The sequence below is a fragment of the Staphylococcus sp. FSL K6-3157 genome (assembly GCF_038005145.1).
GTDB lineage: Bacteria > Bacillota > Bacilli > Staphylococcales > Staphylococcaceae > Staphylococcus > Staphylococcus equorum.
Genome location: NZ_JBBOSM010000001.1, coordinates 1,551,040 through 1,564,523 on the forward strand (window position 1 = coordinate 1,551,040; position 13,484 = coordinate 1,564,523).

Annotated in this window: 11 protein-coding genes; 1 reads left to right on the forward strand and 10 read right to left on the reverse strand. The window is 31.2% G+C overall.

The annotated features are described in order from the left end of the window. The first annotated feature begins 109 nt into the window (after positions 1 to 109). Positions 110 to 613: a peptide-methionine (S)-S-oxide reductase MsrA gene (gene msrA / locus MHB47_RS07520; protein WP_002512388.1), complete on the forward strand. Its 504-nt coding sequence runs from the start codon at positions 110 to 112 to the stop codon at positions 611 to 613. A 110-nt stretch (positions 614 to 723) separates the two neighbouring features. Here msrA and MHB47_RS07525 read toward each other — a convergent pair whose 3' ends face one another. The 10 genes from MHB47_RS07525 to glcT all read right to left on the reverse strand — a co-directional run bounded on the left by MHB47_RS07525 (position 724) and on the right by glcT (position 13,470). Then, the gene (locus MHB47_RS07525; protein ID WP_340755954.1) at positions 724 to 1,638 is read right to left on the reverse strand and encodes a D-ribose ABC transporter substrate-binding protein; all 915 of its coding nucleotides are present in this window, start codon (positions 1,636 to 1,638) and stop codon (positions 724 to 726) included. A 17-nt stretch (positions 1,639 to 1,655) separates the two neighbouring features. Further along, complete coding sequence (locus MHB47_RS07530) at positions 1,656 to 2,597, reverse strand: ABC transporter permease (protein ID WP_002507678.1); 942 nt, start codon at positions 2,595 to 2,597, stop codon at positions 1,656 to 1,658. Beyond that, on the reverse strand, positions 2,584 to 4,077 hold the full coding sequence (locus MHB47_RS07535) for a sugar ABC transporter ATP-binding protein (protein WP_340755956.1): 1,494 nt from the start codon (positions 4,075 to 4,077) through the stop codon (positions 2,584 to 2,586). The genes MHB47_RS07530 and MHB47_RS07535 overlap by 14 nt, the downstream gene beginning before the upstream one ends. Positions 4,078 to 4,089: 12 nt before the next feature. Beyond that, positions 4,090 to 4,479, reverse strand: a complete 390-nt coding sequence (rbsD, locus tag MHB47_RS07540) for a D-ribose pyranase (protein WP_340755958.1) — start codon at positions 4,477 to 4,479, stop codon at positions 4,090 to 4,092. A gap of 44 nt (positions 4,480 to 4,523) precedes the next feature. Further along, entirely contained in the window at positions 4,524 to 5,522 is a 999-nt protein-coding gene (locus tag MHB47_RS07545; RefSeq protein ID WP_340755961.1) for a LacI family DNA-binding transcriptional regulator, read from the reverse strand. Positions 5,523 to 5,748: 226 nt separating this feature from the next. Further along, the gene (locus MHB47_RS07550; RefSeq protein ID WP_340755963.1) at positions 5,749 to 6,312 is read right to left on the reverse strand and encodes a hypothetical protein; all 564 of its coding nucleotides are present in this window, start codon (positions 6,310 to 6,312) and stop codon (positions 5,749 to 5,751) included. 447 nt (positions 6,313 to 6,759) lie between these two features. After that, complete coding sequence (mprF, locus tag MHB47_RS07555; protein WP_340755964.1) at positions 6,760 to 9,285, reverse strand: bifunctional lysylphosphatidylglycerol flippase/synthetase MprF; 2,526 nt, start codon at positions 9,283 to 9,285, stop codon at positions 6,760 to 6,762. Between the two features lie 323 nt (positions 9,286 to 9,608). Continuing rightward, positions 9,609 to 10,835: an AI-2E family transporter gene (locus MHB47_RS07560; RefSeq protein ID WP_340755967.1), complete on the reverse strand. Its 1,227-nt coding sequence runs from the start codon at positions 10,833 to 10,835 to the stop codon at positions 9,609 to 9,611. A 339-nt stretch (positions 10,836 to 11,174) separates the two neighbouring features. Then, a complete protein-coding gene (locus tag MHB47_RS07565; protein WP_277595448.1) occupies positions 11,175 to 12,272 on the reverse strand; it encodes an acyltransferase family protein in 1,098 nt (365 codons plus the stop codon). 343 nt (positions 12,273 to 12,615) lie between these two features. Then, a complete protein-coding gene (gene glcT, locus MHB47_RS07570) occupies positions 12,616 to 13,470 on the reverse strand; it encodes a glucose PTS transporter transcription antiterminator GlcT (protein ID WP_340755969.1) in 855 nt (284 codons plus the stop codon). Positions 13,471 to 13,484 lie beyond the last annotated feature (14 nt).

A 13,484-nucleotide genomic window follows, 5' to 3' on the forward strand; every position in this document is an offset into this window, starting at 1 on the left:
CTTCTATGTACTATAATTAACATATATTAAAGTTATATAAAAAGAGTATAAAAATCAAGTAATATCTTAATATATGGTACTAAGGTCTAATACAGAAAGGATGTTAAGCATGAATATAAACAAAGCATACTTCGCCGGAGGTTGCTTTTGGTGTATGGTCAAGCCTTTTGACACGTATGAAGGTATTGAACAAGTAACCTCTGGTTATATGGGAGGTACAGTTGATAACCCGTCATATGAACAAGTCAAGACTGGCAACACTGGGCATTATGAAACCGTCGAAATCGAATATGATGTCGCATTGTTTTCATATAATAAATTATTAGAAATTTTCTTTTCTGTAATAGATCCAACTGATGACGGTGGACAATTCCAAGATAGAGGTTCACAGTATAAGACAGCTATTTTTTATTCTAATGACAATCAAAAGGAAGTAGCTGAAACGTATATCGAAAAATTAAAACACACGATTAATAGAGACAAAGCAATTGCAACTCAAATCTTGCCCGCTTCTAAGTTTTATAAAGCTGAAGCAGAACATCAAGAATTTTATAAAAAAAATCCAGAACGCTATGCCGAAGAACAAAATGAACGTCAAAATTATAAGCAATAACAAATCAAGTATAAAAGCCGGAGCATATCTTCTATGCATCCGGCTTTCTTATACTATATGATTGTACTCACTTATTAATCTGCTATAGCGTTTCAAGCTATTTTTAGCTACTACTCTTGTTTTTTCATTTCTAATGGAATCTTATTCTTCTTCTCTACTTCCTTACCATTGTGTAAATCTATTACTGTTTTCAAACTTTCTTCACCCATCAAATCAGGTTGTTGCGCGACCGTAGCATATAACTTACCTTTGTCTACTGATTTAATTGCATCTTCATTACCATCGAAACCAATAACTTTAATATCTTTGCTGCCAACCGCTTCTATTGCGCCTAATGCCATTTCATCATTTTGTGCAAAGATGGCTTTAATATCTGGATGTGCTTGAATAATATTTTGAGTTACGTTCAATCCTTCTGTTCTATTAAATTTCGCACTTTGTTTGGATACCACATCAAGTGAGTCATCTGCTACGTTATGGAACCCTTTACCACGTTCTCTTGTAGCACTTGCCCCAGGTATACCTTCTAACTCTGCAACTTTAGTACCTTTTCCAAATTTATCAACGATGAGGTTTGCAGCCATTTCCCCACCTTTGACGTTATCTGACGCAATAAATGAAGCGACTCCCCCTTTAGCAACTTCTCTATCTAAGGTTACTACTGGTATATTCTGATCATTCGCTATTTGTATACTACCAGAAATTGCATCTGAGTCTGTAGGATTCACAATAAGATAATCTACATTTTGTTGTATTAAATCATCAATATCGTTTGCTTGTTTTGCTGCATCATCTTGCGCATCTGCAAACTTCACTTTAACACCTTGTTTTTTTGCCTCGTCTTCAATACCATCTTTAATTTTCACAAAGAATGGGTTGTTTAACGTGGAGATACTTACACCGATGACAATATCAGATTTTTTCTTATCTGACTTACCACTATCATTATTTTCCAAAGGAGACTCAAGTGAACATCCTGTTAAAAATAATAGAATAGCAATTGCACTGATTAATATTTTTTTCATCTTGTTAACCTCCCACACTATTTATTTTTTCTATCAATTAATACAGCTATGATAATCACTACACCTTTAACAACCTGTTGATAGAATGATGAAACTCCTAATAAGTTCAAACCATTGTTTAACACACCGATAATAAGTACACCGATTAATGTACCGAGTATGCGTCCCTTACCACCCGTAAGTGATGTACCACCCAGTACAACGGCTGCAATCGCATCTAGCTCATATGACATCCCTGCTGTTGGTTGAGCAGAGTTTAAACGTGATGTTAATATTGCACCTGCCATTGCCGACATTAAGCCAGCTAAACTATAAATCATGATTTTTAATTTATTTACTTTAATACCAGAAATAAATGCTGCCTTCTCATTACCTCCCATAGCATAAGTTTGTCTGCCAAATACTGTTTTATGTAGTAAAATATATAAAATGATAAACGTAACAAACATTGTGACTGCCGGAACAGGTATGCCTAAAAAGTAACCACGACCAAATAATTGGAATGCATAGCTCCCATTTAAGTTTGTAATCGGGTTACCATCCGTAATTACGAGTGTTAAGCCCCTAAAGACGGTCATAGTAGCCAACGTTGCGATAAATGGTGCCATCTTGCCTAAAGTAATTAACAAACCATTAACTGCCCCTAGAACTGCACCAAAGATACATCCAAGTAATAGGGCAATTATTGAATCTACACCTGATACCATTAAAATTGCTACCATTGCACTTGATAACGCCAATGTAGAACCGACCGACAAATCAATACCGCCCGTTAAAATAACAAATGTCATACCAAATGCAATGAGTCCATTAATCGATACTTGTCTCAGTAAATTAAATAAGTTGGATGGTTCTAAAAATGCACTGTTTAATGCACTAATGATAATAACTAATAAGATTAACCCAATAAATGGAATTATTTTTTCTAAATATGAAATTGATAATTTAGACTGTGTCATGTACTTCCCCTCCAGTAGCTAATGTCATAATACGTTCTTCTGTTAATGATGCTTTCTCTAACACGCCTGCAATATTTCCTTCATGCACAACGGCCACTCTATCACTCATACCTATGATTTCAGGTAATTCTGATGAAATCATAATGATAGACATGCCTCGTTCGGTCAATTCATTCATCAATTGATAAATCTCTCTTTTCGCACCTACATCAATACCACGCGTAGGCTCGTCTAATATGAGAACATGTGGCGCAGTCGCTATCCATTTGGCAATCACAACTTTTTGCTGGTTACCACCTGATAAATCCACACAAGCATCATTTTTCTTACCTTTAATATTCAAGCGTTGAATCGTTTGTTCTGCATATTGCTCCATAGAACTTCGTGTTAAAAAGCCGGATTTCGAAAAACTTTTCAACGCTGGTAATGAGATATTTTCTAATATTGAATCTTGCAGCACCAAACCTTCTTCTTTTCTGTTCTCTGTGATAAATGCTAAGCCTTGTTTGATAGATTGATTAGGATTATTTATCTGTAATTGTTTATCATTGAGCGTTACTTGCATATGCCCTTTATCTAAACCGAACAATACACGCATAATTTCAGAACGCCCTGCACCCATCAATCCACTAAAACCTAAAATTTCACCTTTATGTAGATTAAAGTGAATATCATTCAATTTATGTTCAGTTGAACTGAGGTTTTTAACAGAAAGAACAACTTCCTCATCTTGTGTGTAATGTCTATCTGGGTATTGATTATCTAAGTCTCTACCAATCATTGCCTTAACAATCTTCGCATTTGTTGTATCTGCAGTTACAGAAGTTAAAATAGAACGTCCGTCTCGCATTACTGTAATACGATCTGAAATACTGAAAATTTCTTCCATTCTATGAGATATATAGACAAATGACACGCCTTCACTTTTTAGTTTTCGAATTTGTTTAAATAAAATATCAATCTCGTTATTTGTTAATGCTGCAGTAGGCTCATCCATAATAATGACTTTTGAATCTTGCATTAAAGCTTTACTAATTTCTAACATCTGTTGCATACCTACAGATAAAGCACCCGCTTCTTTATTTAAGTCGATATTAATATTTAACTTTTTGAAAATGGCATTTGCCTGTTTTTTCATCGCTTTATTATCAACAATACCTAAGAACTTTGTTTTCTCTTTACCGAGAAATAAATTTTCTAATACCGTTAAATTAGGCCATATATTTAACTCTTGTTGTATGAACGACACACCATTAAGTTCCGCGTCTTTGGTATTTTTAAATTGAATCGCTTCACCGTTTTCTTCAACAGACCCACTATCCGACTTATATACACCAGTGAGTATTTTCATCAACGTACTCTTTCCAGCACCATTTTCTCCCATTAAGGCATGTATCTCACCATCACGGATTTCAAAATCCACGCCTCTTAATACGTCATTTTGCCCAAATGATTTATATATTTGTTCCATCTTTATCATCTTATTCACCCCTTAAAATAAAACACCGCTTGTTAGTACGACATTAGCAAATGGTTTAGCTTCGCCTGTGCGAATGATGGCTTTAACTGTTTTACTTTGGACTTTGAATTGCTCATGTGATGTCGTTTGAATTTCAATATTTTCAGCTGATAATGTCTGGTATAATGTCGTGTTTTGCGTTATCATTTCTTCAGCTAATGTCATTTGCTCGATTTCCATATGTTTTTTTATAAGATTAAACACTTCTATAAAAGAAGGCTTTCCAAATTCCAATGCTAGATCAATCTTTTTCACACCTTCTGGAACTGGAAGTCCACAATCTGCAATGATAATTTGATCTGTATGCCCTAAATCACTTAACAATTTTGAAACTTCACTATTTAATATACCTGTCTTATACATTCAATCACTCCTAAAATTTTATGTAACCCGTTACATGTTGCGTATTAAAATCTCGTACTTTCCCTTCGCTTCACTGTAATTGCTACTTGATCAACGTGATACTCGTCTCCCTCCTCATATAAATTGAGTAGTTTCGATACAGCAAGCTCACCTATACGGTATGCCGATTGATCTATTGTTGAAATTTGAGGAAATGTCATTTTTGCAAAGGGTATGTCATCATAGCCAACAAGTTGTATCTCACTCGGCACTTTAAATCCAAGTTGTTGAATCACACCCAATATTTTAATCGCAATTAAATCATTACTACATATAATGCTATCGATATGATTTTGGCGTATTTGTTTAATAAATTGTGCTTCGTCATCTATTTGGTCTTCTTCACAACGGCAATATGACACATTATGTTGGTTGAGTACTGTTTCTACACCATTCACGCGTGATTGGAATGCAGATACGTTTAAATCAGAATGTACGATTAATACATGCTGTGCCTGCCCTTCAATGATTAATTGAGCTTGGAGTTGACCACCTTCAAAATGATTTGTTGAAATCCCTTTATTGCCATCATGAATACGATCAACAAATACAAATGGAATACCATATGAATGAAGTGTATTTTCAATTACATTTTCATTTAGTGCTGTTGAAATCATACCCGTACAATTGTGTGCTACAAATGTAGAAAGATAATTTTTCGCTTTATCAATATCGTTATCGCTATTACCTATCAATACTTGGTAACCGTGTGCTAAAGCGACATCTTCTACTCCACGAGCAATAAGTGTGAAAAACGGATTACTAATATCTGGAAGCAATAATCCTATTATTTTAGATTTTCGCTTATATAGCGTACGTGCCGCTTCATTCGGTTGATAATTCAGCTTGCTAATCGCACTTTCAATTTGTGCTCTTGTTTGTGCTTTTACGTAACCATTATTATTGATTGCTCTAGAGACAGTTGCTACTGAGCATCCTGCCAATTGAGCTACTTCTTTTATAGTTGCCAATGCAATCACCTCAATTTGTGTAACCGCTTTCATATTACCACACCTTTTTATAATTTAATAGAACAATCATATGTTCTATTTATTAGATTAATTTTCTGTAGAGATATTTGCAGTTTTTTAAAATAAAAAACGGTATTCTTTTAACTTTAGAATACCGCTCTTACATATCAATGCCTTTATCAAATTATATGTAATGTCGTTCAATACTAAGACTATTGATCTAGTTATATTAAATAACAAAATTACCACATTGTACTTTTTAACGATTACTAGTTACTTGATCAATACTTTCTATCCCTTTAATTTCACCATTTTGATCTACATAAACTTTTACCGAAAATTTATTATTAGGATTATCATCATAAATCATTGTATTTTTTTCGTAGTTTATTGTTCTTGTACCATGTATTTGTCTAAATTGTTGTACATTCACGTCTTCCGGTATGATAAAGAAGCGGCTCACTTTATGATTAGTGTAGTAGACCCCAATGTTACCGTATTTAACAACTTTCACACCGGCTATATCAATTGTTTGCTCACTTTTACCAAATTCAGCTTCTATTTTATCTTTGTGCATGCCCTTCGATACTTTATGATAACCATGTCTTGTATCACGATTCATGAAATCTGTGCTAAATTGCTGTGCTAATACATTTATTTTCGGCGGATGACCGTTACTTTTTTCTTTATTGTGCTCATTACTCTGAGAAACTTGATTTGTCCCTTTATAATTAGAATTAAGGGATTGGTATAAAAACGTGCCTGCAACAATTAATGCAATGACTAATAAGGCTAATATAATACTAATTATGATTTTCTTCATTTTAATACGCCCCAATATTTTAAATTTATTTTATATCTTACTACAAATGATGAACTGATTGAATCTATTTTTTATATTAAATAATTATAATGCAATCTTATTTTTAGCGGGCGTTCTACTCTTAGCGAGTAGTAATAATACAATTAAATTTTAAAAAGAAATTATGTAGATAAAATGTCATTTTTTATTTGAATAATCTTACTTTTCATCATTGAAAGCGTTTTCTTATGATGATATATTATGATTATACCTTAACAAAGGGGTAACGAGAAATTCATATATAGTTAGAGTCAAATGATATTTAGAACAGTTCTACCAGTTAGTTTATTTAAAGTAGTTAATAACTTCTCCAGATATTAACTATAGAAACCATTAAACACTTTTAAACTCCTTAAAAAAGCAACCAACACATAAAACGTGTGTTGGTTGCTTTTATATTATTCCTTCTTATTTATGCTTTCTAATTACACGCATCACTTTTAACATACTAAGCCATAATGAATGATGTTTTCTATAAACTAAAAATCTCGGTTCCCAAATAGGATTAAATTTCTCTTTGTATCTTCTGAGACCTTGAAATCTATACAAACCATTAAAATGTTCAAACACTCTACCTGCGATTCTCTCTCCATAAAATGAGAATGGCACTTGCCCTACATTAGATAATGTAGCCATACCCATGTTAAAGTGCTCATAATTATGCGCCTTTGCCCATAACAGCATATTCAAATATAAGCCATCCATTAAAGGTAATTTACTATCTGCCTTCCAACGAATTAAATCTACAGAAAGCGTTGCTTTGTAATACGTAGGCATAAAGGTACAAAATGCGATGATAGCTTCATTTTTATCTTTAATGACCGCTATAGGTGCTTGCGATAAATAATGCTCATTAAAGCTACCTACAGAAAAATGCATTTCATTTCTTTCTGCTAGCCAATCGTCACTAATCTTTTTCAACTCCGCAAGTAATTCGGGTGAAAACGATGGTTCTAACACTTCAAAAGTTAGATTAAAATCATCAAACTTATTTAATGTTGCACGTAAGCCACGTTTCTTTTTACCTGATGTAGTAAATGTAGTTAAATCTATAACCGCTTCTTCACCTAACTTGAAAAATTGATTGCCAAAATCATGGTAAAGTGACATATATTTATCACTTACTTGATAAAAAATCACATCGTATCCTAAGTATTGCGCTTCACGGTAAAACGTCTCCAATAATTCATGAAATGATTCTGGATTGCCTACTGGGTCACCTAATACAATATATGCACTGTATTTATAACGATACATAATAAAGGCATCTTCTTTTTCATTGATAAAATAATACTTGTCTCCACTGTATATTAAATGGCTTAAATAGTTACCGCCATATTGTGCTATGATTGCTTCGCACATTGCAATATTATTACTTCTATTCTTTACTCTATAACGATACTCAAACCACCAGACGATTACACCCACAATAATAGCAACGAGTAAAATTGTAAACCAGAAATAATACCTTAATATTGAACTGTCCATTTCCAAATGATAAATATCTAATGTATAGAATGTACCATCTATAACAATATGATTAGTATACAAAATAAGTGAACCGACAGCGACACTTAACCATAACCTTGTATATCTAAATGGTCTTTTAATTGTATTCGAGCGTCTATAAAATACCAATAGTAGGACAAACATAACTGCAAGCCAACTCAGTAGTATAAAAGAAGCATAAGTATAGGCTGTAACAATAAATATTAAACTAATCGAAATCATTGAAAATAAAATAGCACGTTTAGATAGATGATATACACCAATTATATTTAATAATAAAAGTAAACATGCCGATGTATGCACTGATACGATAATGTAATAAATATAATGATTAGGATCATATAAACCATCATATATAATCGTCATGTTATTTAAAAAAGATATTAAGCTTGTATACATCAGTAATACCGCAATTGCAAACGACGGTACTCTTGCAATAATATCTTTTTGATACGATGCTACAAGTGATGTCATATCTTTCACTGGTAACATAAGCTTTGAATCTTCCCAATAGCGTTTTGCAGTACTCTTGAATTCAAATGTAGAAAGAATCAATGCGATTAACACTGGGAATAAATAATAAGCAAAACGATAGAGTAATAATGCTAAAACAATTTCTTCTTCCGGTACATTTAAGCTTTTCAAACCTAATAAGACGACTAAATCAAATGTTCCAAATCCACCAGGGATAAAACTAATCAAACCTGATAATGACGCAATAATAAAAATACCAATAAATGTCGTAAATGGTATGTGGATGCCTACAATGACTAAAGCCATATATAATACAAATGAAGCTATCATCCATTCAACACCAGAAACAACTGTGCAATAAACACCAAGTAATTTATGTGATTGTTTAACTGGTTTTATATAAGTTATTATAATAAATATTGGTAAAAATAGCGCCACAATATACAATAACCAACGAATCCAAGGAAAAGGACTAAATATATGCGTCACGTCAAATACTTGAATCACTACAAGGATAGACAATAAACTAAGTCCTGTTAACATTGATATTAAAACAATAGAGATTGTATGCACTAACGCCTTTTTATCATCGGTTGCATTCTTGTACAATAAGAAACGTACACTTGCACCAATAAAACCTCCAAATCCTACGACAGCATTAAGTGCATTTACAATATAACCAATACGAATGGTTTTCAATAAAGAGAGTTTCAACTTTAACGTTTTTACTAAGAGGACATCATAAAGTGATAATACAATAATAGATAAACCACCACTTAAGAATAAAGCCACTAACCATACTCTATTAATATCCCCAAATGATTTTACTGTTTCTTTAAGATTAATATGTGAGAGTTCTTTATATAATGTGAAAACAACAAAAATAAATAATGTAACTGCAAATACTATTTTTAATATAGAAAATAATTTAATTCTTAATTCCTTAGACATATTTTCACTTCTCTTTTCAGTGTTTCTATTGTGTCATAAAAAATATAGCACAACACTAAAATATAATAAATAAATTTTTAATGACATCTATATAACATAATTGTTAGGTGATATTCATTCAAAATCATTTTTACGAAACACAGTAGACTAAAATAATACTAAAATTTGTTTTTGTATAAAAAAGGAGCGGGGATAGGAAATCAAAAACTGATTTCCTATCCCCGCTCTATAAGATTGACTAGAAAAAGTAATACAGGAACTTGAAACAACTTCATTTAGGTATCAAGCAGCTACTATGCAATTTAATTGAAGTTGCGTTGATATTAACGAATTTCTTCTTCTGATGAAGTTTGATACTCGCCTGCATCTTGACCATAATATTTATTATATCTACGTTTATACATAGAATATAAGTGTGAAATAAGTACTTTTAAGATAGCGTATGCTGGTATACCTAAAATAACCCCAACTACACCGAGTAAGTTACCCGCACTTAACAAGATAAAAATAATTGTTAGTGGATGTATTTTCAGTGTTTTACCCATTACATTCGGTGAAATAAAGTGCCCTTCAATAAATTGTACAGCAGTCCACACGATAATTAATTTCAACAACATAATTGGTGAAGTAATTAATGCAATAATAATTGCAGGTGAAATTGCAATCGTAGGACCAATGTATGGTACTACACTCGTTACAGCTGCAATAGATGCTAAAATTAAACTATAATCTAATCCAATAATGCTATAACCAATAAATAATAGAATTCCAATACAGAACGAAACAACAATTTGTCCTTGGATATAAGAACCTACTTGAACACTCATTTTGTCTAATAAATCATGAAAATCTTTTCTGAATTTTGGTGGCATCAATTTTGTAGAAAAATCTTTAAAACGATAACCATCTTTTAACATAAAGAATAATACAAATGGTGTTGTTGCAATTACTACACCAACATTGACTAATGCTTCGGCAAAATTCTTAACTTTAGATCCAAAGCCATTAAAATAATCAGAAACCATACTTGGTAATTTTTTGGCTAAAGTATCAAGTTGATCTTGAATCTGCGTATAAAAATTAGATATCACAGAAAATTTAGTAAGACTATCAATAAATTGATTTACTTTATCGACATAGTATGGGAAATTATTACCAAAACTTTTGAATTGAGACCCAATCAATGGGATAAGTAGATTAATTGCCAATGATATTACACCAACGATGAGTAGGAATAAAATGATAACGCCCCAAACTCTTGGAATATTATATCGTTCCATTAAATTAACTACTGGGTTAAATAAATAATAGAGAATAATTGAAACAATGATAGGTGCTGCAAGCGTATTAAATACAATAATAAATGGTTTGAAAATGTAAGAAACTTGATCAAATATAAAAATTGAGAAACCTACTAATATTAAAATCAACAAACCAAAAAGTAAATCTTTACCGCCTAAAAACTTCATGAAGCGGGTTTCTGGAAAACTCAGTTTCAATTTATCTTTTCCACTCTTTTTTTCTTGCTTTATATTTTCTTCATTCGACATATACTCACCATACCTTAATTTGATTCTAAATTATAATTTCACATTAAAATGATACAAAATGTAGTACAAAACTACGAACATAAAATGTGTTAATGTGTTGTCGATTTATTTGCTAATATTAATATTAACACATTCGTCATCTTCCAAACATATATTTTACCACATTATATATTGTAAGAATCTTTTTGAGAAATTATACACATAAATAAAAGAGAACATTACTTTCATTATTTTTGTACTACTGCATCTTTTAATAAAAAAGAACAAACCAAACATGATGATTTGCTTGGTTTGCCTAGACGTTAATAGATTCTACAATAATTCGAAAACACTAAATTATTAATTTAAAGTAGGTTCATTTTCACGAACTGGTTCTTCGGTAATAACTTTATTTTTATTAGTCTTCTTTTTGGGAATCGGAACGATATAATTGCCATAAGGTAATTTGCCAATTAAGTATACTAATAATACTGATAGTGCAACTGCTGCAATAAAGACGCTCACCAATTTACTTTGTGGTGCTATGTTCTCTACAATTGGTAATCTTTTCACAAACTGTATGGCAACATAATGGACTAAGTAAATCCCCATTGAATAGTTACCAATTACAGTTAACGTATTTAATACAATTTTATTTTTCTTAACATGCTCATACATGTAATTAAGAAAAACGATAAAGAAAGGAATATAAATGATGTTCGAAATTGTAATTGAACTATTGAGATTTTCTAAATCAATACTGATAAGTAAATCTATAAATAATATTGCAATAATTATAGAAAGCAGCGTCTTATACTTAAATATCAATTCTTTTATTTCATTATAATATTTAGCATATACAATACCTAGCATAAAGAATGAAATCCAATTCAAAATAAACAGTTTATCATTAACAAAGCGTTCGACGCCTCCACCACCCAATGAAATTGGCTGAATGATGATCCAAACAACGTTGACAATGGTCGCTAAAATGAAAACCGATATGATTGGCCAACCTTTTTTAAATTTATGCACAAATGGAAAAAGAAAATAAAATTGAATGACAGTCAAAATAAAGTATAAATGAAAATTAGCTTTACCATAAACGAAATAGTTAATTAACTTACCGTCGTCCTCAAGGTTATGTAAAAAATATTCTCTATATAACAAATAAAAAATCGTCCAAATTATGTAAGGGATAAAGATTTTACTAAATCTAGATTTCATAAAGTAATTTAAACTAAATCCTCTATTAATAACTGATATAGTCAATAAAAAAGCACTAATAACAGCAAATATAGGCGTTCCTAATCTTGCCATCTGATTGATATATCCTAAAGCGTCAGAAGTAAATTCGCCTGTTGAAGCTGAATAACCAATACTATTGACTGTATGAATTGCTACAACTAACATAGCCGCTACTGCTCTTATAATAGGCACTTCATCATAATACTTCACGTAACTGTAGCCCCCTACTCATAATTAACCTGAAGACTAAGTCTATAATGTTCATCATAAGCTGTAAACCGTGTTGGCGGTGAAATTTTAAATCTTAATACATTATTATAAGTTATTTAATATTTTCTAAACACTCTTTACATTTCAACCTTTTTAAAAAGTAAAATTACTTTTTATCTAAATTATAAATTAAAGTAACAAAATTCTTTAATTTAGTTTGTGAGTTTTAAAAATAACAGCTAGTCATTTGAAATGACTAGCTGTTATTAGCAGTATTAACTGGGTCATATAATAAGTTTGATACATAAGTTTATATCATTGTTCGATTTCGTAATTAATTAATTTATGTTTGATCTGACGGCTTATCAACCATAAAATGATAAACATGTAATGTTAAATAAATGACCTCTGCCTCATATATAGTAACATTCAGTTCTTGTTGCAACATTTTCATTATTTTCAAGGCGATATTAAAACACAAAGGATACTGCGTTTTTAATAATTCTTCAAACGCACTTGTTTTTTGTAATACTTCTCCGTTATTTAATCTTCTGATTAAAAATTGAATATGTCTAATAAATCGTTGGTATTGAACTGTTTCTTTATCTATTGTATGTTTCAAATCATGCTCTAATATAAAGATACTTTTATTAATTAATTCATTTATCGTTTCCATCTCACGTATGGACACTGTATCAGTATTAGAAGCAATATGTAATGCGATAAAACCAATCTCATCTTCTGGAAAATTCACTTCTAAAACATGGTTTAATCGTTCAATTACTTTTTCTGCTATTTCATATGCCTCACCATATAATTGCTTTGTTTCCATTACGAATGGATTATTAATTAATTGGTTTTGTTTCATACGTTTATAAGCAAAAATAATGTGATCTGTTAACGATACAACCAATTTTTGATTATCTATTTTCATTACCGAATTGGTAATAATATTTACTGCGTCAATCACGGCTTGTATCAAGTTATCATCAGCTAATTCAACCAATGTTTTATAATGATCTTGTTGTGATTTTTGATCTAATATATATAATTTTTCAATGGATTGATTTTCATGTAATGTCATTCCAATCTTTTTATTAAAACCAATGCCTTTTGCAATTAATACATATTCTTGCATTTCATTAGTACAAATAATTACATTGTTATTTAAAACCTTTGTAATAAGGTAAGAACTCATGTCACTCATCCTTC